The organism is Novosphingobium decolorationis, from assembly GCF_018417475.1.
GTDB lineage: Bacteria > Pseudomonadota > Alphaproteobacteria > Sphingomonadales > Sphingomonadaceae > Novosphingobium > Novosphingobium decolorationis.
Map to the genome: position 1 here is coordinate 1,456,577 of NZ_CP054856.1, position 26,814 is coordinate 1,483,390.

At 65.6% G+C, this 26,814-nt stretch carries 24 protein-coding genes and 1 other RNA gene; 9 read left to right on the forward strand and 16 right to left on the reverse strand.

The annotated features are described in order from the left end of the window. Window positions 1–137: 137 nt before the first annotated feature. Entirely contained in the window at window positions 138–2,864 is a 2,727-nt protein-coding gene (locus HT578_RS06565; RefSeq protein WP_213502888.1) for a valine--tRNA ligase, read from the forward strand. A 247-nt stretch (window positions 2,865–3,111) separates the two neighbouring features. Further along, entirely contained in the window at window positions 3,112–3,387 is a 276-nt protein-coding gene (locus tag HT578_RS06570; protein ID WP_213502890.1) for a hypothetical protein, read from the forward strand. Window positions 3,388–3,458: 71 nt separating this feature from the next. On the opposite strand, the gene HT578_RS06575 is transcribed toward HT578_RS06570, so the two are convergent. Then, window positions 3,459–3,788: an excalibur calcium-binding domain-containing protein gene (locus HT578_RS06575; protein ID WP_213502892.1), complete on the reverse strand. Its 330-nt coding sequence runs from the start codon at window positions 3,786–3,788 to the stop codon at window positions 3,459–3,461. Between the two features lie 129 nt (window positions 3,789–3,917). Beyond that, window positions 3,918–4,517: a twin-arginine translocation pathway signal protein gene (locus tag HT578_RS06580; RefSeq protein ID WP_213502895.1), complete on the reverse strand. Its 600-nt coding sequence runs from the start codon at window positions 4,515–4,517 to the stop codon at window positions 3,918–3,920. A gap of 251 nt (window positions 4,518–4,768) precedes the next feature. Between HT578_RS06580 and HT578_RS06585 the strand changes: the two genes are divergently transcribed. After that, complete coding sequence (locus tag HT578_RS06585) at window positions 4,769–5,512, forward strand: 7-carboxy-7-deazaguanine synthase QueE (protein WP_213502897.1); 744 nt, start codon at window positions 4,769–4,771, stop codon at window positions 5,510–5,512. Window positions 5,513–5,560: 48 nt separating this feature from the next. Continuing rightward, window positions 5,561–6,988 carry an MATE family efflux transporter gene (locus HT578_RS06590; protein ID WP_213502899.1) on the forward strand — a complete coding sequence of 476 codons (1,428 nt, stop codon included), beginning with the start codon at window positions 5,561–5,563 and terminating at the stop codon, window positions 6,986–6,988. Window positions 6,989–7,061: 73 nt separating this feature from the next. Here HT578_RS06590 and HT578_RS06595 read toward each other — a convergent pair whose 3' ends face one another. The 6 genes from HT578_RS06595 to HT578_RS06620 form a co-directional block, all read right to left on the reverse strand. Beyond that, window positions 7,062–8,750: an ATP-binding protein gene (locus HT578_RS06595; RefSeq protein WP_422394391.1), complete on the reverse strand. Its 1,689-nt coding sequence runs from the start codon at window positions 8,748–8,750 to the stop codon at window positions 7,062–7,064. Between the two features lie 142 nt (window positions 8,751–8,892). Next, window positions 8,893–9,657 carry a TIGR02186 family protein gene (locus HT578_RS06600; RefSeq protein WP_039391376.1) on the reverse strand — a complete coding sequence of 255 codons (765 nt, stop codon included), beginning with the start codon at window positions 9,655–9,657 and terminating at the stop codon, window positions 8,893–8,895. Continuing rightward, window positions 9,654–10,568 (reverse strand): sulfite exporter TauE/SafE family protein, encoded by a 915-nt coding sequence (locus tag HT578_RS06605; RefSeq protein ID WP_039391374.1) that lies wholly within the window; start codon window positions 10,566–10,568, stop codon window positions 9,654–9,656. Before HT578_RS06605 ends, HT578_RS06600 begins: the two co-directional genes overlap by 4 nt. Window positions 10,569–10,649: 81 nt before the next feature. Beyond that, complete coding sequence (locus HT578_RS06610) at window positions 10,650–11,885, reverse strand: hypothetical protein (protein WP_213502901.1); 1,236 nt, start codon at window positions 11,883–11,885, stop codon at window positions 10,650–10,652. Beyond that, window positions 11,882–13,336: a glycosyl transferase family protein gene (locus HT578_RS06615; protein WP_338422173.1), complete on the reverse strand. Its 1,455-nt coding sequence runs from the start codon at window positions 13,334–13,336 to the stop codon at window positions 11,882–11,884. The genes HT578_RS06610 and HT578_RS06615 overlap by 4 nt, the downstream gene beginning before the upstream one ends. Before the next feature lie 142 nt (window positions 13,337–13,478). Then, window positions 13,479–13,913: a VOC family protein gene (locus HT578_RS06620; protein WP_039391371.1), complete on the reverse strand. Its 435-nt coding sequence runs from the start codon at window positions 13,911–13,913 to the stop codon at window positions 13,479–13,481. Between the two features lie 238 nt (window positions 13,914–14,151). Between HT578_RS06620 and HT578_RS06625 the strand changes: the two genes are divergently transcribed. Beyond that, window positions 14,152–14,955, forward strand: a complete 804-nt coding sequence (locus HT578_RS06625) for a metallophosphoesterase (protein ID WP_213504144.1) — start codon at window positions 14,152–14,154, stop codon at window positions 14,953–14,955. 28 nt (window positions 14,956–14,983) lie between these two features. Here HT578_RS06625 and rnpB read toward each other — a convergent pair. The 4 genes from rnpB to HT578_RS06645 form a co-directional block, all read right to left on the reverse strand. Then, window positions 14,984–15,448, reverse strand: an RNA gene (rnpB, locus tag HT578_RS06630) — RNase P RNA component class A. A 9-nt stretch (window positions 15,449–15,457) separates the two neighbouring features. Continuing rightward, complete coding sequence (locus HT578_RS06635) at window positions 15,458–16,162, reverse strand: N-acetylmuramoyl-L-alanine amidase (protein ID WP_213502903.1); 705 nt, start codon at window positions 16,160–16,162, stop codon at window positions 15,458–15,460. A 70-nt stretch (window positions 16,163–16,232) separates the two neighbouring features. Further along, a complete protein-coding gene (locus HT578_RS06640; protein ID WP_213502905.1) occupies window positions 16,233–16,889 on the reverse strand; it encodes a histidine phosphotransferase family protein in 657 nt (218 codons plus the stop codon). Window positions 16,890–16,988: 99 nt separating this feature from the next. Next, complete coding sequence (locus HT578_RS06645) at window positions 16,989–17,405, reverse strand: M67 family metallopeptidase (RefSeq protein WP_213502907.1); 417 nt, start codon at window positions 17,403–17,405, stop codon at window positions 16,989–16,991. A gap of 18 nt (window positions 17,406–17,423) precedes the next feature. On the opposite strand from HT578_RS06645, the gene HT578_RS06650 reads away from it, so the two are divergent. The 4 genes from HT578_RS06650 to mtgA all read left to right on the forward strand — a co-directional run bounded on the left by HT578_RS06650 (window position 17,424) and on the right by mtgA (window position 22,052). Further along, window positions 17,424–18,368: an RluA family pseudouridine synthase gene (locus tag HT578_RS06650; protein WP_039391366.1), complete on the forward strand. Its 945-nt coding sequence runs from the start codon at window positions 17,424–17,426 to the stop codon at window positions 18,366–18,368. A 98-nt stretch (window positions 18,369–18,466) separates the two neighbouring features. Continuing rightward, on the forward strand, window positions 18,467–19,372 hold the full coding sequence (gene rpoH, locus HT578_RS06655) for an RNA polymerase sigma factor RpoH (RefSeq protein ID WP_148629156.1): 906 nt from the start codon (window positions 18,467–18,469) through the stop codon (window positions 19,370–19,372). A gap of 147 nt (window positions 19,373–19,519) precedes the next feature. Then, window positions 19,520–21,286 (forward strand): GGDEF domain-containing protein, encoded by a 1,767-nt coding sequence (locus HT578_RS06660; protein ID WP_213502908.1) that lies wholly within the window; start codon window positions 19,520–19,522, stop codon window positions 21,284–21,286. A gap of 100 nt (window positions 21,287–21,386) precedes the next feature. Continuing rightward, on the forward strand, window positions 21,387–22,052 hold the full coding sequence (mtgA, locus tag HT578_RS06665; protein WP_213502910.1) for a monofunctional biosynthetic peptidoglycan transglycosylase: 666 nt from the start codon (window positions 21,387–21,389) through the stop codon (window positions 22,050–22,052). Between the two features lie 243 nt (window positions 22,053–22,295). Here the strand turns inward: mtgA and HT578_RS06670 are convergent, their stop codons facing one another. The 4 genes from HT578_RS06670 to HT578_RS06685 form a co-directional block, all read right to left on the reverse strand. After that, window positions 22,296–22,754: a group II intron maturase-specific domain-containing protein gene (locus HT578_RS06670; RefSeq protein WP_213501431.1), complete on the reverse strand. Its 459-nt coding sequence runs from the start codon at window positions 22,752–22,754 to the stop codon at window positions 22,296–22,298. A 232-nt stretch (window positions 22,755–22,986) separates the two neighbouring features. After that, window positions 22,987–23,151, reverse strand: a complete 165-nt coding sequence (locus HT578_RS06675; RefSeq protein WP_213501978.1) for a hypothetical protein — start codon at window positions 23,149–23,151, stop codon at window positions 22,987–22,989. Between the two features lie 4 nt (window positions 23,152–23,155). Further along, window positions 23,156–23,404 (reverse strand): reverse transcriptase domain-containing protein, encoded by a 249-nt coding sequence (locus HT578_RS22545; RefSeq protein WP_422394376.1) that lies wholly within the window; start codon window positions 23,402–23,404, stop codon window positions 23,156–23,158. A gap of 826 nt (window positions 23,405–24,230) precedes the next feature. Beyond that, window positions 24,231–26,744 carry a TonB-dependent receptor gene (locus tag HT578_RS06685; protein ID WP_213502921.1) on the reverse strand — a complete coding sequence of 838 codons (2,514 nt, stop codon included), beginning with the start codon at window positions 26,742–26,744 and terminating at the stop codon, window positions 24,231–24,233. Window positions 26,745–26,814 lie beyond the last annotated feature (70 nt).

Sequence of the window (26,814 nt, forward strand, 5' to 3'; positions counted from 1 at the left end):
GAGGGCGCATACCGCCCTGTGATTGCCGCTATGTGGCAGGCCGATAAGGCAAAACTGCGGCAGTGGGAACCGCTTGCGGTTGCAATCGTGCAACTGGCCGCTTGCGCAAGGGGAAAGGCGCTGGCAAAGCCCGCCCCATGACCGAGACCACGCCCGAAACCACGCCGGAAAGCACCCTCGACAAGACCTTCGATCCCGCCGCGATCGAGGCCCGTTGGTACGCGCACTGGGAAGAGACCGGCCTCTTCCGCCCCGAGCGCCCCGACGCGCAGCCCTTCACCATCGTCAACCCGCCGCCCAACGTGACGGGTTCGCTGCACATCGGCCACGCGCTCGACAACACGCTGCAGGACATCGTGATCCGCCACGAGCGCCTCAAGGGCAAGGACGCGCTGTGGGTGGTGGGCACCGACCATGCGGGCATCGCCACGCAGATGGTGGTCGAGCGTCAGATGGAAGCGAGCCAGGACAAGCGCACCAACTATTCGCGCGAGGGCTTCGTCGAGAAGGTCTGGGAATGGAAGGCCGAGAGCGGCGGCACGATCACGCGCCAGCTGCGCCGCCTGGGCTGCTCGATGGACTGGAGCCGCGAGCAGTTCACCATGGACCCGCACTTTACAGAAGCCGTGGTCAAGGTCTTCGTGGACCTTTACAACGAGGGGCTCATCTACCGCGACAAGCGGCTGGTGAACTGGGACCCCAAGCTCAAGACCGCGATCTCCGACCTTGAGGTCGAGACCCGCGAGGTCAAGGGCGGCTTCTGGCACTTCAAGTACCCGCTCGCCGATGGCGTGACGCTGGATAACGGGCAGGACTTCATCGAGGTCGCGACCACGCGCCCCGAAACGATGCTGGCCGACATGGCGGTTGCCGTGAACGCCGAGGACGAGCGCTACAAGAGCGTGATCGGCAAGGAGATCCTCCAGCCGATCACCGGGCGCCGCTTCCAGATCGTCGCCGACGAGCACGCCGATCCCGAACTGGGCTCGGGCGCGGTGAAGATCACCCCGGGGCATGACTTCAACGACTTCGAAGTGGGCAAGCGCGCGGGCTTCAAGCCAGCCGAGATGCTCAACATGTTCGATGCCGACGCCAATGTCGTGCAGACCGAGGACGGCCTCGTCCCCGAGAAGTACCTTGGCATGGAACGCTTCGCCGCGCGCGAGGCGATCGTGGCCGAGATGAAGGAGCTGGGCTTCCTCATCCCCCACGTCGTCACCAAGACGACCAAGGACGGTGAGACCGAAACCACCGAGATGGACGCCGAACCGCGCACCATCCAGACCCCCTACGGCGACCGTGGCGGCGTGGTGATCGAGCCCTGGCTGACCGACCAGTGGTACGTCGATGCGGCAACGCTGGCCAAGCCCGCCATCGCGGCGGTGCAGGACGGCCAGATCGAAGTTGTCCCCAAGACCTGGGAGAAGACCTACTTCAACTGGATGGACAACATCCAGCCCTGGTGCGTCTCGCGCCAGCTCTGGTGGGGCCACCGCATCCCGGCGTGGTATGCTGCAGATGGCAAGGTCTACGTCGCCGAGACCGAAGAGGCCGCGCAGGCGCTCGCGGGCGACGGCGTGGCGCTGACCCGCGACGAGGACGTGCTCGACACCTGGTTCTCCTCGGCGCTGTGGCCGTTTGCGACGCTGGGCTGGCCGGAAAAGACCGACCTCCTCGCCAAGCACTACCCCAACGACCTTCTGATCTCGGGCTTCGACATCCTGTTCTTCTGGTGCGCGCGCATGGCGATGCAGGGCCTGCACTTCATGGACGAGGTGCCCTGGAAGAAGCTGTACCTCCACGGCCTCGTGCGCGCCGCCGATGGCGCGAAGATGTCGAAGTCGAAGGGCAACGTGGTCGATCCGCTGGGCCTTATCGACCAGTACGGTGCCGACGCGCTGCGCTTCTTCATGGCCGCCATGGAAAGCCAGGGCCGCGACATCAAGATGGATGACAAGCGCATCGAGGGCTACCGCAACTTCGCCACGAAGCTGTGGAACGCGGCGCGCTTCTGCCAGTCGAACGGCGTTGTCGCCTCGACCTCCGTCGCCGCGCCCGCCGCGACCTCGGCGGTCAACCGCTGGATCATCGGCGAAGTCGTCGACACCGTGGCCGAGCTCGACAAGGCCATGGCCGACATGCGCTTCGATGCCGCCGCGAACACGATCTACCATTTCGTGTGGGACAGCTTCTGCGACTGGTACATCGAACTGGTGAAGGGCAACTTCGACGAAGAAACCCGCGCCGTCGCCGGCTGGGTGCTCGACCAGATCCTCGTCATGCTCCACCCCTTCATGCCCTTCGTCACCGAAGAGCTGTGGTCGAAGATGGGCGCGCGCGAGGCCGACCTGATCGTCTCGGCCTGGCCCGCCCCGGACGCCAGCGTGGACACCGCCGCCAAGGCCGAGGTCGAGTGGCTCATCGCGCTGATCGGCTCGCTGCGCGGCGCCAAGGCGGAACTGGGCATTGCGCCCGGCGCGCGCCTCACCGCCTACATCGCGCAGGTCTCGGACGCGACGCGCGCCATCATCGGCGCCAACGCCACCGTGATCGACCGCCTCGCGCGCCTCGATGCGATCCACTTCGAGGCCGCGCCTGCAGGGCCGGTCCTGCAGGTGGGCGCGGGCGATGCGATGCTGGCCATTCCCTTGGAAGGCGTGATCGACATCGCGGCGGAAAAGAGCCGCCTCGAAAAGGCGCTTGCCGCCTCGCAGAAGGAAGCCAAGTCGCTCGACGGGCGCCTCTCGAACCCCAAGTTCGTGGAAAAGGCCAAGCCCGAAGCGGTCGAAAAGGCCCGCGCCGACCACGCCCACCACACCGCCGAAGCGCAGCGCCTCGCCGCCGCGCTGGAGCGTCTGGGCTAAGGGTAAAGTCCCATAAGATGCCGGAAGGCCCGCGAAGCTATGCCCGCTTCGCGGGCCTTTCTTTTGGAAAGAAGGAAAGGCGATACAAGGGATTTACCATCCCTTGACCCTGTATACCGGGGCCCCGCAGTGGGTGCCGGACGCGGCAAGCGTGAACTGCGATAGACGGTTTGGGGAGCCCGAGGGCGATGGCCCTCGGAGCACTTCTTCCCTTTTCTTGGCCTCGCTTCGACGATAGGCGGGAGCGATGATGGACATTCCCTGGGACCAGCCCGCGACGCTCATCGATCTCGACGGCAAGACGCCGGTGATCGGATCCTTCCTCGAATGCGTGATGCACTTCTCGCTGTTCAAGCCCTTCGCCAAGGAGCAGGCGCGCATCCTCCTGACGCGCCCGGTATTCAAGCCGGGCCGCAAGACCCGCGCCTGGATCCTGAACCCGGACGAGATCAAGCTGATCGTCGACCGGCTCAACCGCGAGCGCGCCGAAGGCAAGGACCTCCCCCCGCACCCGGGCGGCTGAAACCCGGTCTTCAACGCCGCCCGGCCTTAGGCGCGAGCCGGGGGGCGCGATCCGCGTACGGGGCCGCCCTTTCAGTGATACGGTTCGCACGCGATCCCATCTGCATCCCTGTCCAACTCCGATCGATAGCCAGGCTCGTAACTATAGATCGGGGCAGTCCCTGCCGCGCGAGCATCGTTGCAGTCTCGCCACCAATCGCCTGCTTGCGGCTTCCGGGTGCGGGCATCCAAAGACGAGCTTATCTCAATCCACGTTTCCCCGATCCAGGTCCTAACCTCGGGAACGGACAGGGCACCAAGGCACAGGCCCAAAGCTCCTGCGAACAAGATGACCTTCACCAACACCATCGAATAAGGCGCGGTTTCAGCCATTCGAACGAAGACGCGCCTCACCGATGCCATCGCTTGGCGACTGCTCTTGAAATTCCTGCTCACGGATGAACAGTAATTCAAAATTCGTAAACACTGCACTTCATCCTAATGACACGCCGAGTTCGTGAATGAGGAAGCGCATATGACTACCCTCTTCACTTACTTTTCGCCGCGAATGGTCAGCGCGTCCCAGCTCGCCCAGTCGATGGTGCGGCCCGGATAGGCGACGCGGGCGAAGGGCCAGTCCTTCGCCATCCAGCCGCGCACGAAGGCGTAGAGTTCGTCCTCGAACCCGGCCTCGTATTCGGCCTTGGTCACCCACAGGCGCACCACCGCGTCGTAGCCGGGGACGGGGCTGGGCTGGACGTAGACACAGCCGCGTTCGCGCGTGCCGTCGGGGGTGAGGACGGCGTAGGCGAACGAGGTGCGCGCGGCAAAGCGGGCCTGTTCGGTCTCCATGTCGGTCAGGGCCTCGGCATCGGTGATGCCCTCGTGCGGCCAGGCGGTGCTGCGGGTAAAGGTCTGCTGGAGGTGCGCGATCGAGGACATGTAGGCCGCCTTGTCGATCGCGGCGAGTTCGGGAGCGAGCGGGACGATCTGGAAGCCCTCCCCCACCGCGCGCGTGGGGACCGCAAAGTCGGCGGGAACAAGGGATGGCTTGGCCGGTGCCTCGGCCGCCATGGCGGCGGTGCTGAGCAAGGGTGCCCCTGCACCCAGCACCAGCGCGAGTCCCGCCAGCGCCCGTCCCAGTCCCGCCATTTCCTCGCCTCCGCTTCATTATCACCAATTTCCACATTGGTAATATCGAAAGCTGGGAAAGCAAAAGCATTTTCCTACACGCGCCAAACCTGACACAGTCCCGGCCATGCTGCCCTGCCCGCGAATTTTCTTGCAAAACCGCGCAAAAGCGCCTCTTGGGCGGCCGTGCAGGTGCCACCCTTGGACAGTGTCAACCGTGTCAACCTGCGCCACCCCGTAACCATCCCCTATTCGCGACTGAAGCGCCCGCCATGCTGACCCTTGCCACCACCACGCCCTCAGAACCGGAAATCTTCGCCTCCTTGCAGGGCGAAGGGGCGAGCGTGGGCAAGCCCAGCACTTTCGTGCGCCTCTCGCGCTGCAACCTCGCCTGCCACTGGTGCGACACCGCCTACACCTGGCGCTTTTCGGGCGACAACCGCCCGCACACCGACGGCCTCGACTTCGCGCGCGAAGCGAACCAGGTGAAGCTGGAGGAGGCCGAGGTCGCGCAGATGGTCGCCGCGCTCAAGCCCGACCGGCTCGTCCTGACCGGCGGCGAGCCGCTGCTCCAGGGCGCGGCGCTGGCGCGCATGGTGGCGGCGCTCAAGGAGCTGCGCGGCGAATTTCACGTCGAGATCGAGACCAACGGGTCAGTGGCCCCGCATCCCGCGCTCGATCCGCTGATCGACCAGTTCAACGTCAGCCCGAAACTGGCGCACAGCGGCAACCCGGCCAGCCTCGCGCTCATCCCCGAGCGCCTCGCCGCTTACGCCGCCGATCCGCGCGCCTTCTTCAAGTTCGTGATCGCCGAGCGATCAGACATCGAAGAAGTTCTTGGCCTTGTCGCGGCCCACTCCATCCTGCCCTCGCGCGTCTTTCTGATGCCGGAAGGGCGCGACAGCGCGACCTTGCGCGCGCGGGCACGCTGGCTGGGCGACCTATGCGCAGAGCACGGGTTCAACTTTACCGACCGCCTCCACATTCACCTGTGGGGCGACACGCGCGGCACCTGAGCGATGGCGCGCCATCGCGCACCAGGCACCGCATCTGGGATGGGACATATGAACGAAGCATCGCCGATACCCGAAGGGGAATGGGAACCGGGTGAGGACGCGGCCCACCCGCCCAAGGCCGGGGCGATGCAGGGGGACCTGACGCAGGGCCCGATCCTGAAGACACTGATGCTCTTCTCGCTCCCGATGCTGCTTTCCAACGTGCTCCAGACGCTCAACGGCTCGGTCAACGCGATCTGGGTCGGGCGCCTCATCGGCGAGAGCGCGCTGGCCGCGACCGCCAACGCCAACGTCATCATGTTCCTGCTCTTTGCCGCCGTCTTCGGCTTCTCGATGGCGACCACGGTGCGCGTCGGGCAAAGCTTTGGCGCGCGTGACCTGGTCGCCGCACGCCGCACCTTCGGCAGCGGCGTCGGCTTCTGTTCGGTCGTCGCCGCGCTCACCGGCCTTGCCGGCTGGTTCCTGGCCGACACCCTCCTTGACCTCATGAGCACGCCGGGCGCCAGCAAGGCCCAGGCGCTGGCCTACCTGCAGGTGATCTTCATCACCCTGCCCTTCGGCTCGGTCTCGATGATGGTCTCGATGGGGATGCGCGGTGCGGGCGATTCGCGCAGCCCGCTCTACGCCATGATCATGGTCGTCCTGCTCGACATCGGCCTCAACCCGGTGCTCATCATGGGCGCGGGGCCACTGCCCGAGCTGGGCATCGCGGGCTCGGCCATCGCCACGGCCATCGCGAACCTGGGCGGCCTCGTCTTCCTCATCTGGCGCATCTACCGCCACGACCTGCCGATGCGCCTGCGCGGTCCGGAACTGGGCTTCCTGCGCCCGCGCCGCGACGAGCTGGCCTATATCGTCACTAAGGGCCTGCCGATGGGCGCGCAGATGCTGCTCGTCTCCTCGGCCGGGCTCATCATGATCGGCCTCGTCAACCAGCTCGGCCTCAACGCATCGGCGGCCTACGGCGCCTCGCTGCAACTCTGGAACTACCTGCAGATGCCCGCCTTTGCGATGGGCACCGCGGTCAGCGCCATGGTCGCCCAGGCGATCGGCGCGGACAACCACGAACGCGTCGATGCCGTCGCCAATGTCGGCATGATCGCCAACCTCGTGCTGACGACCGCCATGGCCGCGCTGATCGTAGGTTTCGACCGCCCGCTGCTTTCGCTGTTCCTGGGATGGGACAGCCCGGCGATGCCGATTGCCGAGCACATCCAGCTGATCTGCACCGCCTCGTTCGTGATCGTCTCGGTGACGATGATCATCCAGGGCACGCTGCGCGCCTACGGCGTCGTCATCGCCCCGCTCATCATCATGGGCATCGGTCTCTACCCGGGCCGCCTGGGCTTCTACTACCTGCTCGAGCCGCAGCTGGCGGGCGATGCGGTCTGGTGGTCCTTCCCGTTCGGCTCGGTGGTCACCGTCGCGCTCACCATGGCGTACTACCTCATGGTCGACTGGCGAAAGAACCGCTGAGAAACGCGAAAGGGCGCGCGAAGGGAAGTCCCTCGCACGCCCTCTCTCCTGAAGTCCCAGCGGAAGGGGCGGTTCAGCGCCCCTGCGCGCGCCAGCGCTGGACGGTGCGCGCGACCATCTCCTCTTCGCCGCCCGCCTGACTCCACAGATCGGTGAAGGACGGGTCGGCCGAGGCCGGACGCTTGTATTCCTCCAGATCGTCGAAGCGCACGCGCATCGGGATCGCGGTGCCCTCACCGCAGATGATGCACTCGCGGTTGCGCAGGGCCGGGATCGAGTCGAGGAAGCCGCGCGCGCCTTCGGGCATCGCCGCACGCACGAAGGCCTGGTCGCGGTCGTTGTTGAGACGCATCGAGATGATCGTGCCGCACTGCGAGAGCACGCCCTCGGCAAGGTCGGACGGGCGCTGGGTGATGAGGCCCAGCGAAATGCCGTACTTACGCCCTTCCTTGGCGATGCGCGACAGGATGCGCCCGACCGAGGAGCCATCCGCGTTGCGCTCGTTGGGGACGTAGCGGTGCGCTTCCTCGCAGACGAGGAGGATCGGGCGGGTCTGTTCATCGCGCGCCCAGACCGCAAAGTCGAAGACGAGACGCGAGAGCACGGCAACCACGGTGCTGGTGATCTCGGTCGGCACGCCCGACACGTCGATGATCGAGATCGGCCGCCCGCGCGAGGGCAGGCGGAAGATCTTGCCGATGAAGTCGGTCATCGTGTCGCCCACCAGCATCCCTGAGAACATGAACTGGTAGCGCGGGTCGGTCTTGAGCTCATCAAGGCGGTTCTTGATGCGCATGTAGGGCGCGCTGGAGTGCCCCTTGTCGAGCTTGCCCATCGCGTTGTTGAGGATGTTGGAGAGGTCCGAGAGCAGGTAGGGGACCGGCGAATCCACCGTCAGCTTGCCCAGCTTCTCGGCGAGACGGTTCTTCGAGCGGGCCTCCAGCAGCGCGCGGCCCAGGATCTCGGAATCAAGCTGGCGCTCGTCCCCGGTGGTCGAGAGGAGGATCTCGCAGTGCTCCTCGAAGTTCATCAGCCAGTAGGGCATCTGCAGGTTCGAGACATCGAGGATGATGCCCGAATTGCGGAACGCGGCCGAGTACTCACCGTGCGGGTCGACCATGATGATATGGCCTTCGGGCGCGTGTTCGCAGATCCGGTGGAGGATCAGCGCGGCGCTGGTCGACTTGCCGGTACCGGTCGAACCGAGGAGGGCAAAGTGCTTGCCGAGCAGCGCGTCGACGTAGAGACCTGCGCGGATATCCTTGGTCGGAAACACCTTGCCGATGCCGATGCTGGCACGCCCGTCGCTCGAATAGATCTGCTGGAGGTCCTGGCTGGTCGCGGGATAGACCGGCGCTCCGGGGATGGGGTAGGCCGTGACACCGCGGCGGAAGCCGTGGATGCGGCCGGTCAGGCGTTCTTCCTCGCCTTCGCCGAGGAAGTCGACGTCGGCAACGATGCCTCCACTGACCGAGCCATCCTGCTTCTGGTTGCGCACGCTGGCCAAGAGCCAGCCGTTGCCCACGCGCACCTTGACCTGGCTGCCGACCTGCCCGGAGATCGAAACCGAAGGGTCCTCTTCCTGCGCGATATCGGTAAGACGGCCGAGGTCGAAGGCGATGCGGCTGCCCGAACCGCCGATCTCGACGATGTAGCCGATCGGCTCACGCGCCGAGGAACGCGCCTGCGAGGCGGTTGCCTGCGGATTTGCCGCCTGCGCGCCGGCTCCGCCCGGGACCGCACCGAAACCACCCATATCCATCTGATTCATCGCACACCGAAAGCTGCTGAAGGCCGAAACCTGTATCGATTTCAGCCTAGAAGACAGGCGGTTAATGTAAGCCTAAACCGATGCCTTGTAGGGCCGCTTTCCAGCTCGCCCAAGCCCCGGATCAGCCCCCGGATCAGACCAGCGCGAAGAGGCGGCCGGCGAGCCAGCCCATGCCAACTGAAACGAAGACGGCCAGCAGACCATAGGCAAAGCCCCAGTTCTGGGAGAAGTCGGCAATCGCGCGCTCGATGCCAAGCTTGCGCACCTCGACATCGCTGCTCGCCGAGGCGACCACGCGCCCCTCGCTGATCGCGAAGGTTTCGGCGGTGTAGCGCCCGATGGGTACCTGCGAGGGCAGGCGAATGCGTGCCTGGTAGAGGACCTGCTCGCTGACGCTGACGCCGCCCTCATCCTCGCGGTAGAGCCCGGCATCGACGTTGCGCGCGACGAGGCCAGCGGAAAAGCGGGCCTGCTCCTCGGGATCGATCGCGCCGATGGGAGAGAGCTGCAGCCACTGCAGGCCCAGCTCGTAGATCGCGGCGGTCTTCTCATCGACGATATCGGCAATGGGCCGGGTCGAGGCGACGGCATAGTAGGACGGGGCCGAGCGCAGTTCCGTGCTCGCCGCGTTGACCCAGATCCCGGCGACCTTCTGCTTCTCGCGCAGCACCACCGACTGGGTCGGCCCCTTGAGCACGACGACGATATCGTAGTCCTGCGCCGCGCGCGAACCTTCGGGCGTCAGCACCGCGCCAAAAAGCAGAAGGTCGGTGCCGTTGAAGCCCTGCTGCAGGTTGATCTGGTGCTGCGAGACTTCCGTCACGAGAATGGGATCGCGCGCGCCGCCCAGGAACACGAACGCGCACAGCGCCAGAAGGGAAACAAGCAGCCGGTTCACAGCGGCGCCACGGTGTAGATGTCGTCGGGAATGTAGGTGAGCCCGAAGGCCATGCGCAGCGCAACCAGCAGCACGATGACCGCCAGCACCAGGCGCAGCTTTACAGGACTGCTCTTCTGGGCGAACTGCGAGCCGACCTGCGCGCCCGTGACCGAGCCGAACAGCAGCATCGAGGCCAGGACGATGTCGACCGCCTGCGTGGTCAGCGCGTGCATCATCGTCGTCGCGATGGTGGTGAAGAGGATCTGCCACAGGCTCGTGCCGACCACCACGTTGGCGCTCATGCCCAGGATGTAGAGCATTGCGGGAACCAGAATGAAGCCTCCGCCAATGCCCATCAGCATCGTCAGGATACCCACCGCGCAGCCCAGCAGCAGCGGGGCCAGCGGCGAGATGTAGAGCCCCGAGCGGTAGAAGCGCCAGCGCATCGGGAGGCTGGCGACCATGGGATGGTGGCGGCGCTTCTTCGCCGCGATCTTCGTGCCCGAGCGCTCGGCCCGGATCGCCTGGATGCTCTCCTTGGCCATGAGCCCGCCGATCGAGCCCAGGAGCAGGACATAGAGAATGCTGATGACGGTATCGATCTGGCCGATCCGCTCGAGCAGGCGGAACAGCAGCGCGCCGATCCCGGTGCCGATGATGCCGCCCACCACCATCACCGTACCGATGTGGTAGTCCACACCGCCCCGGCGCGACTGGAAGAACACGCCCGACACGCTGGCCCCGGTCACCTGGCTGGCCGCCGAGGCGGCCGCGACCGTGGGCGGAATGCCGTAGAAGATCATCAGGGGGGTCGTCAGGAAGCCGCCGCCCACGCCGAACATCCCCGAGAGGATACCCGTGAGTGCCCCCAGCCCGACGATGACGAAGCCGTTGACCGAAAGGTTCGCGATGGGAAGGTAGACGTCCATACCGCTTTTCTCGCTACCGCAGCGGGGCTTGCGTGAAAAGGCGCTTGTGCCCGGTCAGGTTCCCGAAAGGGCGATAAAGTCTCAGAAACCTGCCGACAGGGTTACCGCAGGGCCCGAGCCGGGCTCGGCATCGCCGGCCATGCGCTGGCGCCAGTCGAGCGCGAGGCGCCCGAACATCCTGTTGTTGAGCGGCATCGTGATCAGCGCCGAGGGGCCTGCATCGACCCGCCAGGCTCCCTTCTGCGCGCCCGCCCAGACACCCGCGCCCAGACGCGCCTCGACCTTGCCGACCCTCACGACACCTTTGTCGAGCCGCGCCTGGCCATCCCCGAATGCGGTCGCGTACCTGCCGGCCACGTAGCCTGCCTGGCCATAGGCCTCGGCTCGAAAGTCGCCGGGCAGAAGCAGTGGTGCGAAACGCGTGGTGACCAGCGCGGCGCCCTGGACCCGGTTGCCGCCGATCCCATTGACCAGCCGCCCTTCCAGTGCCGCATCGAGAGGAAGGCCCGGAACAGGGCGTGCCGATATGCCCAGCGCGGCGGCGGTTTCGGACACCTCGCCCAGCGCCGAAGTCGTGCGCATGTAGAGCTGGGGCTGCCAGGCGCTCTTGAGCGCCAGGCGATAGCGAAGGACCGCGCCTGCCTGGCTTCCGCCATAGGTGGGGGGCAGCGGCGCGGCGCCCAGTCCGCTCGCGGATTTTCCGCGCACGAGAGCCCAGGCATCGGCCGACCAGCGTCGTGGCTTTGCCCGCTCCTCGCCCGCAGCGTCCTGACCTGCGCCGGGACGGGTGGCGACCTTCGCATCCGGCAAGGCATCGCCCGAAGGCGCCGGAGCGTAACCGGGGGGCATGGGATCCCCCTCGCCAAACCCCATGCGCCCGGGCGCAAGATAGTACCCCTCCCCGCCGCCTGGTCCGAGCGTGCCACGCCCTGCCCTGGCGCCTTCCTCCTGCGGGAGCGCCACGCGCGCAGGTCCCCTGTGCGCGGCCAGCGTCACGCGGCGGGTGTCGAGCAGGACCGTCACGAGTTCGGCAAGGTCGATCCCGCCGGAGACCTGCCTCTCCCTCTCCGATCCGCCGAGCGCGGGATCGATCTGCGCAAACGACTGAGGCCCTGCCAGCCGCAGGGGCGCGCCCTCGCCAACCGGTTGCGCCTCGGACACGGCTCGCTGGCCAGGTACCGGCGCCACCGTGCGCGGCACGCCCACTGCCAGGAGCGAGACCGGGTCCAACGCGGCAACACGTCCCCCCAGCCACCCGGCGACAAGCGCCACGAACACGACGAGGGGCTGCCCCCGGTTGCGCCGCGCCGCGGTCATGCGCGCGCTCTCCCGTGATGGGCCGCGTGCTCGGCGTGCTGGGTCTTGTCCCAGGTCGGCATGGTGCCCTGCAAACTGCGCACATAGGCGGCAAGGGCGCGGCGTCCGGCCATGATCGCGATCACGTTCGCCACCGGTATCCGGGCAATCGCGCAAAGCCCCTCGCCAAGACCATATTCGGACGCGGTGAAGGCGAACCGGTTGGCCACGCGCCAGGCAAACGCCCATAGGCACACCAACAGCAGGCCCTCCAGAAGCGGCGGAAACGGCACGCGCGTATAGACGCCGCCCAGCCAGGCCCCCGCCAGAAGCGTCTCGGTCAGGAGCAGCGCGTAGGAACAGGCCAGCACGAGCGCGGACAGAGGCCCGCGCCGGTCACGCAGGACCATCCAGGCATCGCGCAGCCGCGCATCCCAGCCGAGCCGGTCCCAGCCCTGGAAGGCGATGCCCAGAATCCAGCGCGTCTTCTGCCGAACCGAGGCCTGCAGGCTGGCCGGAAAGCACGCCCGTGTCGCCACCAGTTCGCCATCGGCATCGCGCACCCGCAGGAACCGTGAACGCCCCCCCTCACGCTGCACGAGCAGGCCCATCTCGTAGTCTTCGGTGAGGCATTCGCAGGCAAAGGGCCCCTGGGCATCGGCCGCCATGCGCACTCTGGCGATGCGATCCAGCATTCCGCGTCCAAAAGCGCATCCCACACCTGCAGCCGGGATGCCCAGGCCCAGGGCATCGCGCACGACCATCCCCTTGGCATGCGATTCGGTGAACTCGTCGCAGTAATGGCCGCTGACCCAGCGCGACCCGCGCACCGGCTCGGGACGTACCGGCAACTGCACGTAATCGGCCGTAGCCAGTGCCCGATCATAGACGGCGAGTTCCGCCGGATGGACCATGTCCTCGGAATCGTGGAGTACAAGAAAGCCAAAGCGCGCGCCGCGGCGCTGCTCGTCGAGGCACAGCGCGGCGTAGAGACGATTGAGGCAATCGGCCTTGGTGGTGGGACCGGCGCTGGCATGAATCACCACGCGCACGCGCGGATCGCCTCCCGCCGCCGCCATCGCCGCCGTGATGGTGCCCGGATCGTTCGCGTAGCAACCGATATAGAGGATATAGCCCTGTTGCGGCCAGGCGCCGAGCGCATGGCGGATGGTATGCGCGATGACCTGCTCTTCGTGCCAGGCCGCAATGAGGATGGCCGCCTCTGCGCGCAGCGGAGCACGGGCCTGCAGGGCCGTGATCGAACCCTCGCGGGCCTTGCCGCGAAGCTTGATCGCGATCCACAGGCCATCCACCAGAAGGTCGTCGAGTGCGCCCAGCACGAACCAGAACGCGCAGAACAGGAGGAGTTCCCGCTCGAAGGTTGCGAGCCAGGCCACTACCGTGTTCACAGCTTCCAGTTCCGCCACGATCACCCCCGTCGCACGTTTGGGCACGTCGGCGCGCACATGCACCGCCCCCTCAATGCTTAGGGAAAAGCCTAGGCCAGACTGGTTAATATCAAACCCGTAATATGGGATATGAAGGAAAGTTAACCCTTAAAGAAAAAAGGGGAGGCGAAACCTGCTTGGCCGCCTCCCCTTTTCGGGCCCTCTATTACCAGGAGCCGGTGTTTTCCATGCTGAGCCAGGGTTCCTTCGGTTCGAGCTTGCCATCCTGCAGCAATTCGATCGAGATCCCGTCCGGAGTCTTCACGAAGGCCATCCAGCCATCGCGCGGCGGGCGGTTGATGGTCACCCCGGCATCCGCCAGCGTCTGGCAGGTCGCGTAGATGTCCTCGACCTGGAAGGCGAGGTGACCGAAATTGCGGCCACCGGTGTAGGTCTCGGCGGGCGTCCCATCCGCGTTGGGCCAGTTCCAGGTCAGCTCGACCTCGGTTTCTTCCTGCCCCTTGGGCGCGAGGTAGATCAGCGTGAAGCGCCCCTGCTCGCTTTCGATACGGCGGGTTTCCTCAAGGCCGATGAGATTGAAGAAGCGGATCGTGGCGTCGGGGTCGGTCACCCGGATCATGGTGTGGAGGTAGCGGGTCACGAGAAAAGCTATCCTTGGTCTGGAGGGAGGAGGGGCACGGAGCGTCCGAACAGGGCAAGCGTCACCTGCCGCTCGGGCCGCACGCCGCGCGCGCCACCTGCTCTAGCCAATCCCACGGCCACGACCAAGACCAAAGCCACCCAGGTGCGTCTTCGCGGCCACATGCCCGACACGTACGCCACTATGGATCGACCTGCTCTTGCCCCTCCCGGGCCGCGAACGTATCTATGTCGAGCTCATGCTTGGAAAACTTCGAAAACTCTTCGCCAATCCGACACCCGCGCAAAAGCCCTCGCTGCCGCATCGAGAGCGCGTCTACGCGATTGGTGACATCCACGGGCGCCTCGACCTGTTCGAGACGCTGCTCGAGACGATCAAGGATGACGAGGCCGCGCGTGGGCCTGCCCAGACGACACTGGTCCTCCTGGGCGACCTGATCGATCGCGGTCAGGACAGCGCCGGGGTCCTGGCGCGCGCACGCCAGCTGAGCAGCGAGCGGCACGTCGAGATCCTTTGCGGCAACCATGAGGAAATGCTCCTGACCAGCCTCGAGGACAGCACGGCGCTGCGCAGTTTCCTGCGCTTCGGCGGCCTGGAAACGCTGGCCTCCTATGGGCTTGCCCCCGAGACGGTCGCGGACATGGAGATCGACGAAGTCCGGGACGCGGCGCGCCGGCACATTCCCGAGCAGGACCTCGAGTTCATCCGCAGCTTCCGCAAGCTCGTGCGCATTGGCGACTACATCTTCGTCCACGCAGGGCTGCGCCCGGGCGTCTCCATCGAAACCCAACTGGGCAGCGACTGCCGCTGGATTCGCGAGCCCTTCCTCAGCCACACCGGCAACTTCGGGGGCTTCGTGGTTCATGGCCACACGATCACCGAGGAACCGGATGAGCGCGACAACCGCCTGGGCATCGACACCGGCGCCTACGTTCACGGCACGCTGACCGCCGTCGGGATCGAGGGCACCGAACGCTGGTACCTCACCGCCGAAGACGGGACGCACGAGAACCATCAGACAGGCGCCACCGTCGCGGCCTGAGACGACCTCGCATTCTCGGAAAGCCTCGTGTGCCGGGGAGCCTGTAAGCCGGGTTCTGTGCCTGGCGTGGTCTCCCTTTCAGGAGGGACCTTACGCCGCGGCGGCAGCCATTCCTCTAGGCGCCCCCTTGCGGATGCGCTCAAGCAACCAACCCGGACTGCCTCGGTCCGAAACCGACCGGCCATTCAAGATGGCGCGCAGTCCCTATTCGGTCTTGCTCCGGGTGGGGTTTACCATGCCGCTTACCGTCACCGGCAGCGCGGTGCGCTCTTACCGCACCCTTTCAGCCTTACCTGTTCCCGTCACTCCACAAGGAAGTGGGGGTCATCGGCGGTCTGCTCTCTGTGGCACTGTCCCTGAACTTCGCACGGCCTGAAAACCGCACTCGTCCGGCGGGTGTTACCCGCCACCCTTGTTTCGTGGAGCCCGGACTTTCCTCGCGCAGGCGTTTCGATGAATCGATACGCCCACCCGCGGCTGCCCGGCTCCCCGGCACGGGCGCTCACCTAGCACGGCCGGTGTCGCGCTCCAACAGGAGTTCGAACAGGATGCCTCCGATTTCCCCGTCAATCTCACCGTCGATAAGCCCCGGGCGCCAGCGACGCTGGAACGCGGTGACGGCCGCGCGCCCATCGGTGATGTCGTAGCCGAAGCGTTCGAGCGCGAGATAGAACTTGCCCGGATTGTCGTAGAACAGGTTCATCCGCGCCGCCGGAATCTCGAGCGCGAGGCCCAGATCGCCCAGCCGTCCCCAGTCGAAGAGTTCGCCCGGGTCCTGCTTGCGCGCGGGCGCGATGTCGGAATGCCCGACCACATTGGCGCGCGGGATATCGTGGCGTTCCAGAATGTCGGCAAGAAGCGGCAGCAGCGCATCCATCTGCGCCTCGGGAAAGGGGCGATAGCCCCACTCATGCCCCGGATTGACCAGCTCGATCCCGATCGAGGCCGAGTTCACATCGCTTTCGCCGCGCCAGTACGAGCGCCCCGCGTGCCAGGCGCGGTTCTCTTCGGAGACGAGCGAGGTGACGATCCCCTCCTCGTCGATCATGTAGTGGGCCGAGACCTCAGCGGCCGGATCGCACATGCGCTCCAAGGCTTCCTCGGCGGTCTGCATGCCGGTGTAGTGCAGGACGACCATGCGGATCGGGCGCTTGCGCGCGTTCCAGTTGGGCGATTGCACGAACCTGTTGACCAGCCATCGGTTCATCGTCGCCCATCACTCCTTCGCACCATCACACCCGTGCCGCCCCCGAGACGCGCGCCACCCCGTTCGGGGCTCAGGCGTCGAACAGCACGGCTCCCAATATCAGGGCATCCTCCTCGATGGCAAACTGCATCTGCCCGCCCGCCCCTTGTGCAAGCTGATGCAGCATCGCGGCGGGGGCGGTGCGGCTGGACAGTTCCTCTTCGGGCAGCGTCCCTTCAAGGGCGCGGCCCACCGCCGCATCGAAAGCGATCCGCGGGCCCGCCGCGCGCACGACGATCTCGGCGGCGTGTCCGCCCGCCTCATCCGCGCGCCACTCGGCCGCGAGGTCCAGCGTACCGCCACGCGGCAGCGCCTCGATCCCGAACATCGCAAAGTTGAGCAGCGTCTTGATCGCGCTCTTGGGCAGCGCGTCGGAGGAGACCTGCCAGTTGACGGTGATGCGCGCGTTGCTGGCGACCAGCGCATCGACCAGCGCGCGCGCCTCGGCCACCGCGACATGCTCGCCGAAACCACCCGCTGCGCCATAGGCAAGGCGGAAGAACTTGAGCTTGTCCGCCGAGATCCGCGCGCTCTGCTCGAGCAGCTCGAAGCAGCGCTGGCGCATCTCCGGGTCCTTCTCGTCGGCGAGCAGCTCCAGCCCGTTCGACAGCGCCCCCACGGGGCTCAGCATGTCATGGCACAGGCGCGAACACAGCAGGCTGGCAAGGTCGAGCGAACTCGTCGTCATGATGATCGTCTTTCCGTTTTTGGTGTCGCGAAGGCGCAAGGGACATGATGGATGGTCCCTCCAGATGGAGAGGGCCTGCGCGAAGTAAAGAGCGCGGCCTCACACCTCCTGGAAGGCGAGCGGATCAAAGCCATTCCCACGATCGCGCCAGAAAGCAACATCGCCCCCGGCAACGATCGCCCATATGCGACAATCGCCGGTGGAATGTTCACAATCCGTGACGGATGGCGCCGGTTTTCCCGTAGGATGCGAATGGTAGTAGCCCAGCACCGGAGGGCCTCCATGGCGCGCGGCCTTGTGCGCCTGCAGGAGAATCAAAGGATCAATCGCGAATCGGATTGCCGGGTCGGGATCGACATTGGCGCTTTCCCGAACGGCGACGATGCACTCCCGCCCCTCCCCCGCCGTCCGGCTGCCGGGCGCGCCCAGCAGCAGCCCGCAGCATTCGTGCGGATGCGCGGCCACGGCCAGCCTGTGGAGCGTTTCGAGCACCTCTCTTGTCACGTCGATATCCATGGCCGAAGGCTAGCGCCCATGGAGCGTGGCGAAAACATCCTCGAAGGACTTATCCCGCCGCCCGGAGGCCGCCTCGACAAGACGCTGGCCGAGGCGAGCGGCCTCTCACGAGAGCGCGTGAAGGCGCTGCTGGCCGAAGGCCATGTCACGATCGACGGCAAACCCGCGGGGCAAGGCTCGGTGAAGGTGGCCGCGGGAACGCCCTTTGCCATCGCGGTGCCCGAGGCCGCGCCCGCCGAGGCCATCGCGCAGGACATCCCGCTCACCGTCGTCTTCGAGGACGAGTCGCTGATCGTCATCGACAAGCCCGCCGGGCTCGTCGTTCATCCCGCCGCGGGCAATCCCGACGGCACGCTCGTCAACGCGCTCCTGCACCATTGCCGGGGCCAGCTCTCCGGCATTGGCGGGGTCGCGCGTCCGGGCATCGTCCACCGCATCGACAAGGACACCTCCGGGCTCCTGGTCGTCGCCAAGACCGACCGCGCCCACGAAGGCCTGGCCGCCCAGTTCGCCGATCACTCGATCATCCGGGCCTACCAGGCGGTCGTCGCCGGACGCCCGATCCCACCGGCCGGCACCGTGCGCGGCGCCATCGCGCGCTCGAGCCAGAACCGCAAGAAGATGGCGATTGTCGAGGACGGACGCGGCAAGCACGCCGTCACCCATTACCGCACGCTGGAAAACCTTGCCCATTCCAGCCTGATCGAATGCCGCCTGGAAACCGGCCGCACCCACCAGGTGCGTGTTCACATGTCGTCAATCGGGCACATGCTACTGGGTGATCCTGTATATGGACGCACACCAAAGCCCCTCCGGGCTCTCCTCTCCCGACTCGCTTTTTCGCGGCAGGCACTCCACGCTGCGGAACTCGGCTTCGTCCATCCCGTTACAGGTAACAACGTGCATTTCGCGAGCGCTTTGCCCGACGACATGCGGACCCTGATCGACGAATTGCGACTCTGAAATCGGATTTGTGTGCTAGGATGAACAGGTGGCCGCAAGTTAAGATGCCTAGCGAAGGGTCTTAGACCGCGCGCCGACCGAAAAGAAGGACGGAAACTGTGAGCAACACCCAACGAAACCTACCGGCAATCCCGGCCCTGGGCGGGGAGCAGAGTCTCAACCGCTACCTCGCCGAGATCCGCAAGTTCCCGGTGCTCAAGCCCGAGCAGGAATACATGCTCGCCCAGCGCTACAAGGAACATGAAGATTCCGACGCTGCGGCCCAGCTCGTCACCAGTCACCTGCGCCTCGTCGCGAAGATCGCGATGGGATACCGCGGCTATGGCCTGCCCGTCTCCGAGCTTATCTCCGAAGGCAATATCGGCCTCATGCAGGGCGTGAAGAAGTTCGAACCCGATCGCGGTTTCCGACTTGCCACGTATGCCATGTGGTGGATCAAGGCCTCGATTCAAGAGTACATCCTGCGTTCGTGGAGCCTCGTGAAGATGGGCACCACCGCCGCGCAGAAGAAGCTGTTCTTCAACCTGCGCCGGATGAAGAAGAATCTCGACGCCTACGAAGATTCGGACCTGCGCCCCGACGACGTGACCAAGATCGCGACGACGCTGGGCGTGTCCGAGACTGAGGTCGTCAACATGAACCGCCGCATGATGATGGGGGGCGATGCGTCGCTCAACGTCTCCTTGCGTGAGGAAGGCGAAGGGCAGTGGATGGACATCCTGCAGGATGACAATCCGCTGCAGGATGAAATCGTCGCCGAGGCCGAGGAAAAGACCGTGCGCCACGACATGCTGGTCGAGGCGATGGACGCGCTCAACGAGCGTGAACGCGATATCCTCACCGAGCGCCGCCTGTCGGAAGATCCCAAGACCCTTGAGGAACTGAGCCAGGTCTACAACGTCAGCCGCGAGCGCGTGCGCCAGATCGAGGTGCGCGCCTTTGAAAAGCTGCAAAAGGCGATGAACCGCATCGCCACGGACAAGCAGCTCCTGCCCGCGGCCTGATCCGCAACAACGGCGCAGACCATCACATGAAAAAAGGCCGGGCCATCCCCCGGCCTTTTTTCATGTCCGCAGGTCAGGGTTAAGCCTGCCTTTACCTAGCCAACGCCCGGTCAAATGTGTACGTATTCTCGCAAGATGTTGACTATCTTGCGCATTCCCCGGGCACTATGCGTAACCCTTCTGGCCGTGTTCGGCGCCGCACTGCTCGCGGGCCTGTCGCCCGCGTGGGCGCAGGTCTTCAATGGTGCGGACCTGTGCCATGCCACCAGCCCCCAGCCAAAGTCCACAGATGCCCTGCCGGCCCATTTTTCCTGCGAAGGCACACCGCAGGCCTACCAGGACAGCAGCCTGTGGCTGCGCATCCCCGCCCGGGACCTGCCCGCTGACATTGCCGAGGAACCTGCGCTCCTCGTCCACTATTCCCGTTTCGACCGGCTCGATGTCACCTTCCTCTACACAGACGGGACGCGTGCGCGCGAAAGCGTGCGCAACGGAGACTTTGCGGGACATTGGCGCATCGGCGGCCAGCTCGAGTTCGCGCCCCCGGTACGCACGGCACCGCTTCAGGACATCGTCCTCCACTTCAACCGGCTGGCCAGCCAGGACATGCTGCGCCTGCGCCTGGTGGGGCGCGACGAGGCCGCCAGCCGGACGACCACGCTGGCCCTGTGGGTCGGCGGAGCGCTGACGCTGCTGCTGATCGGCACGCTCTACAACGCGGTCCTCGCCGTCTCGCTGCGACGCCAGTTTCCGCTCTGGCAGGCGGCGTGGTCGGGGGGAATGCTGCTGTGGGGCACAATCTGGTCGCAGGCACACCTGATGCTCGTGCCCGGCCTTGCCGGCGCCTTCTCGGCGCAGCTGTGCTCCGCCCTTGCCTGCCTTGCCATCACCTGCGCGACGTTCAGCGCGATCACCTCGATCGGCTCGCACGACGTCCCCCGCATCGTGCGCCGCACGGTGCTGACCCTGGCGACACTGTGTTCGCTGTTCGGCCTTCCCGTCTCCTTTATCCGCACCGGCCCTGTCGACCTGCTCGCCGCGATCATCGGCGTGCTCCTGATGTTGACGATGCTGAGCGTAGGAGGCTGCCTCGCCTTCGCCTGGCGCAAGGGTTCGGCCGAGGCCCGCAACTTCGCGACCGCCTGGATCTTCCCGATCATCCTTCTCAGCACGGCCGATTTCGTCGGCTCGAGCACGCTGTTCCGGGGCGGCGGTCCGCAGCTCATGGTCATCTTCGCCGCCGCCTGGCAGACCTTGTGGCTGGCCGCGGCCGCGTCGCGCACCCACGCGCGGCTGCGCCAGGAGCACGCCGCCGCCCGGCGTGCCGAGGCCCAGGCCCGCGAACTGGCCCGCCGCGACCCGCTCACCTCGCTGCGCAACCGGCGCGGCTTCATCGAGATGATCGAACCGATCCTCGCCGAAGTCACCCACGGACGCGAAGTCGCCGCGCTGCTGCTGCTCGACATCGACTTCTTCAAGCACATCAACGACACGTACGGGCACGACACCGGGGACGACGTCCTGGTCGCGCTCGCGCGCACCCTTGCCGCGCGTGAAAACGCCCGTTGCATCGCGGCGCGCCTGGGCGGCGAAGAGTTCGCCCTGCTCCTGAGCGGGCCCGCAGCGCTGCGCGCGGCCATGATCGCCGAGGACCTGCGCCGCACCATCGCTGCCGCGCGGCCCGGTGACCCCGATGCCGGGGGCACCGTCCTGCCCCCGATCCCCGGCCTTGCCATGACGGTGAGCTTCGGCGTCTGCCCCGCCATCCCCGGGGAAGTCTTCCGCGATCTCTACCGCAAGGCCGACGCCGCGCTCTACCGCGCCAAGCATGAAGGCCGAGACCGCGTGGTCGTTGCCGCGCCGGGCAACGATGCCCCGCGTGATCGGGGCCAGCTGGAACCTGTCTCCGGCTAGGGCCAGCCCCTTGGCCTCGCACGCGTGGCGCTGGACGCTCCTGCACCGCGCGTTTATCACGCGCATTCGTTTGTCTCCCACGCGGAAAGCCCCTGCCCCGATGCGCCTGCTCCTCAAGATCGTGATTGCCTTCCTGCTGCTGAGTGTCGGGACTACGTTGCTCTACCGCTTCGTGCCGGTCCCGGTGACGATCACCATGCTCACCGACGCAAACGGCATCACCAAGGACTGGACACAGCTTTCGGACATCGACCGCAACATGGTCGCCGCCGCCATTGCGGCCGAGGACGGAAAGTTCTGCACCCACAACGGCTTCGACACCCAGGCCATCGAGAACGCGATGAAGCGCAACGCCGAAGGCGGGCGCCTGCGCGGCGGCTCGACGATCAGCCAGCAGACCGCCAAGAACGTCTTCCTGTGGCAGGGCGAGGGCTGGAGCCGCTATGCGCGCAAGGGCCTGGAAGTCTGGTTCACCTTCCTGATCGAGCACCTGTGGGACAAGCGCCGGATCATGGAAGTCTACCTCAACGTCGCGGAAACCGGCATCGGTACCTATGGCGTGGAAGCGGGCGCGCAGCGCTATTTCGGGAAGTCTGCGGCCAGCCTCACCCCGCTCCAGGCCGCGCGCATGGCCGCCGCCCTGCCCAGCCCCAAGACCCGCAGCGTCAAGAACCCGGCCGGCTTCACCCGCCGCTACGGCAACACGATCTCCGCGCGCATCGGCACGGTGCGCAACAGCGGCTTCGACGCCTGCGTCTACGAGTAGGGCCCTGATCGCCCAGTACGGCGCATTGCTCTTGGGCTAAAAAGACAAGAGGATAATTCCGAGGGCCATTGCCCTCGGGCTCCCCGAACTGTCGACCTCTCGTTCCGCACGCCAGGGTGGCTGCGAAAGGTGAGGTAGACAGTTATGGGGTCAAGGGGCGATGGCCCCTTGAAAATAGGCATCTTTTTTCGGCCCACTTCACTGCCCCAATCGAGTAGGGGGGCGCCTCACGGCGCCCCCCTCTCACACCACCGGACGTACGTACTGCGTATCACGGCGGTTTCCGGTACGGTTTAAGGCGGCATGTTGGAGAGCGAGGCTTGAGAGACCTGCCTGATCGAACCATGCGTTGGGCATGCCGTGGGCGGCCTGAGGGCTGCCCGACAGGCGCCACCAGCCCTTTCCCGAGAGCGCGAAGATCCAAGCCTGCCATTCTGGGACGCCGTTTTCCCTTAAGAAAGTGGCGATCGTCATGGTGCGCTTGCACTGTTTGAGCCGGACGCAGCGAAGCTTGCGCCGGAGCCAGCTGTCGATCTCGCGCAAAACCGTCTGAGCCCGGGCGTGTCGGTAGTAGGTGACCCACCCTGTAGTGAAGGCATTGGTCTGTGCGATCATCGCCGCGAGGCTGATGCCTCGGTTGCGGCGCGTAATCGCCCTGAGCCGCTCCTTCAGCCGCGTGAGACTTTTGTTCGCTATGCTCAAAAGCCTCCCGCTGTCAGACGGTGGCCGAGGAAGGTACGTTCCCGGACGTGTGCAACCGCGCTCTTGGCCTGATTGACGCGGGTCGGAGCTTGCCTTCCAGCAAGGCGGTAACCGAAACCATGACGCGCTCCCCGCTGCCTGTGACCGTACATAGATGTTACAGTCGTCGGCGTAGCGGCAGAACCGGTGGCCCCGGCGTTCGAGCTCCTTGTCGAGGTCATCCAGAATGAGGTTAGCGATCAGCGGCGAGAGGGCCGCCTTGCGGGGTCCCCTCCTGCCGTTCGACGTGCACACCACCCGACAGCATCCCGGCCTGTAGAAACCGGCGGATGATGACGAGCAGGCGTGGGTCGGCGATGTGCCGGGCCAGACGGGCCATGACGATGTCGTGGTTCACCCGATCAAAGAATTTCTCGGTCGAGGTCTACGACGATCGCATAGCCGTCCCGCACATAGTCCCGGGCCTGACGCAGCGCATCGTGTGCGCCGCGTCCGGGGCGGAACCCAAAACTCGATGCCGAGAATGTCGGATCAAGGACGGGATCCAGGACTTGCAGTATCGCCTGTTGTACCAGCCGGTCGACAGCCGTCGGAATGCCCAGCTGGCGCACTCCTTTCCCGCCGGGTTTGGGAATTTCAACTCCGCGCACGGGCTTGGACGGTAAGTACCGTCGAGTAACGAGGCGATCAGCCTCTCACGGTTTCCTGCAATCCAGTCACGCAGGTCGGGGACGGTCATCCCGTCCACGCCCGGCGCCCCCTTGTTCGCTTTCACCCGCTTGTAGGCTTGGTTCAGGTTGGCCGAGCTGGCCACCTCCTCCATCACGTAACGCGTCAAGGCGAGGGGCTCGGCCCATGCCGTGGGTGATTGCCGCTCCTCGATCGTCCCAGCGCCAGTTCCGCCTTTGCCGGTGACGTCGTGGCCAAGCGATGCCTTCAGGGCTTCATCGAAGAAGTCCTGCTGCTTCCCGCTACCTTGCTGCCGCTCCACACCCATCGAATGTGCCCAGTCTTGCTCCTTGGGTACCGAATTTGGTCCTTCGCCGGCTTGCGCCCGCTACTATGACCGCTGCTGACTTCTCCGGGCCCATCCAGCAACATCACTGCCGCTGTTCTCCGGATCGTCCGGAGAGGCCAGGAGATCTCCCGGGGTAAGACGTTGATCCTTCACTCGGTCGCTGCCGGATTTACCAATGCGCGCGTCTGTCTGGCTATCGGACATCCCCATCCATTGCTGGGTTATCCCGCCGCACCGGCCTTCTATCCGATTCCTGTTCGTCAGCTCCGAGCTTTGCCTCCGGCTTCCTCCCCACCCCGCCTCGCGGCGACGCAGTTGCCTTCAGCTAGCAGTTCCCACCAGCAGGCCTGCAAAGGACTTACACCTCCTGCATCAACGCCGTGCCCGGCACACAAAAAAGGGAGAGGCCCGAAAGCCCCTCCCCTTCTTTTCGTGCCGTTCGGCCTGATCGTTTGGGATCAGAAGCCGACCGAGAGCGCCAGGCTGCCCGCGCGCGGAGCGCCGATCTGGGCGAAGCTCTCGCCGTTCAGCGAGCCGCCGAAGTAGCCGACGTAGTATTCGTCGAACAGGTTGGTGAGGTTGAGCTGCAGCGCAACGTCGCCGCCCGTCGGACCTTCGCCGATGACCAGGCGCGCGTCGAGGTCGACGAGCGTGTAGGACGGGACGCGCTGGGTGTTCGCATCATCAAGCCAACGCTTGCCGGTACGCTTGACCTGGCCACCCAGTTCCAGAGCGCCGAAGGCGATCTGGCCGCGGGCACCGTACGAGTAGTTCGGCGAGCCCGATTCCATGTTGCCGGCCGTCGCGACGACGCCGCCGTCGGACAGGACGTCATCCTTGATCTCGGAGTCGTTGTACGAACCGAAGATGTAGATGAGCGAGTTGCTGGTCGGCTGATACGCGATCGAGCCGTCGATACCCCACTTGTCGACCGTTCCGAGGTTACGGTAGACCGTCGCACCTTCGCCGTTGTTGGCATTCGGATCGAAGGCCGAGGCCAGACGGTTCTTGTACTTGGTGTACCAGCCGGCAAGCTGCGCGGTCAGGCGACCTTCGCGGTAACGGAAGCCGACATCGAAGCTGTCGGTCGTCTCGGGAACCGGACGGGCGAAGTCGCCGTCGGGCAGGTAGAGCGAGTCGTACAGCGGGTCGGTACCGGGGACCGAAAGGCCCTTGGCGTAGTTCGCGAAGACCGAGGCGGTCGGCAGGAAGTTGTACGTGAAGCCGACGTTCGGGAGCAGCTTGTCGTACGTGTACTTGCGCGACTGCGGACGAGCGTAGTTGGGGTTGGCCGCCTCATAGGCGGTCATGTCCTGACCCGGAGCGGGGCAGTCGACGAAGCCGCTGATCGAGGTGGTGTAGCAGTTCTGGGTCAGACGGCGCGTGAAGAACGGCGCGCGCAGGCCCAGAACGGCGGTGAAGTCACCGAAGGTGCCGCGGTATTCACCCGAGACCTGGTGCAGGATCGCCCAGGACAGACGGTCACGCTTGTTCACTTCCTCACCATTGAGGTCGAGCAGAGCATCATCGATCGCGAAGACGTCGGTGGGTTCACCGTTCGCCAGCATCGGGGCGATCTGGCCGGTCTGGCGGTGACGCGCACGATCCCAGGTGTAGGCAACGCGGACGCGGTGGTCGTCGTTGATTTCCCAGATCATGTTCGCGATCACGCCAAGACGGTCGGTGCGGGTCTGGCTGGGATCGATGCCGCCCACGCGGTCGAGGATGTCGCCGTCACCGTTGAGGTCACGACCAAAGTAATACCCGCCGTTGAAGGCGCCAGTGTAGTTGACACCATTGACCGTGAAGAAGCCTTCGCGAAGGTCGTCGGGGCCGCCACCGTTGGCCTTCACGTACTGGTAGCTCGGGTCGACCGTCAGGATCAGGCCGTCGGCCAGCGTGAAGCGCGAGGAACCGCGGATGTTGCCCGTGTCGGAGGGGTTGTAACGACGATAGAACGGAGCGCCGCAATCGCCCGAGGAGCTGGAGTCGCTGTAGCGTTCGCTCTGGCCATTGACGCCGCCGCCGCCGTACACGGTGCCTTCAGGCAGCGAGCAGGGATAGGGGAACTGACCGTCTGCGGTGTAGACAGTGAAGCGGTCACGCTTGCTGAACTCGTCGTTGTAGTAGCCGAGCAGCGTGTTGACGTTCTCCGAACCGGCAAAGTTGTTGCGGTTCTGGTTCCAGTGGCCCGCCACCGAGACGAAGTCGCCGTTGCTGCCCAGGTCCTGGTAGAGGCGGGCGTTGAGCTGGGTCTTGTCGACGCGGCCGTACGGATTGTAGGGCACGCCGTAGTTCTGGTAGCTCGCCGAGATGAAGGCCTTGGTGCCAACGCCAGTGAAATCACCGGTGTCGATCATGCCGAACGCGCGGGTGTAGAGGCTGTCCGAGTAGCTGCCCGGCGAGAGCACGTCACCGATGGTCATGGTGGTGAACAGGCCGAAATCATCGCCCGGGGTACGGGTACGGATGTTGACGGTACCGCCCGAAGCCGACGCAGTCGGACTGTCGACGTCGGTCACGCCCAGGTTCACGTTCACCGATTCCAGGATCTCGGTGTCGACCTGCTGGTTGGTGTAGAGCGCGTAGTTGCCCGAGTCGTTGAGCGGCAGGCCGTCAAGGGTCTGCGACACGCGGTCCGCGCCGAAGCCGCGGATGGTGAAGCCACCGCCCATCGAGCCCCAGGGGTCGTTGTTCTGGAAGCTGACGCCCGGCACCAGGTTGATGATGTCGTTGATCGTCTGCCCCGGACGCGCGCGCTGGATCTGCTCGGCGGTCAGGACCTGCTTGGCCTTCGGGGTCGCCGGAATTTCGAGACCGGCAACATCTTCGGCACGCAGGCCGGTGACGACGATCGCGTCCTCTTCGAAGTCGACCGAACCGGTCGACTGCGCGAAGGCCGGTACGGCCAGGAAAGCAACACCGACGGCAATTGCGCTCGTCGCGGTGTTGAGAACAGAACTAAACTTCATCAGTGCCCCCTGAAGGTGTCAGACTGGGTAAATTCAACATGCGATGGGATTTGTGAGCCACTGCATGCGC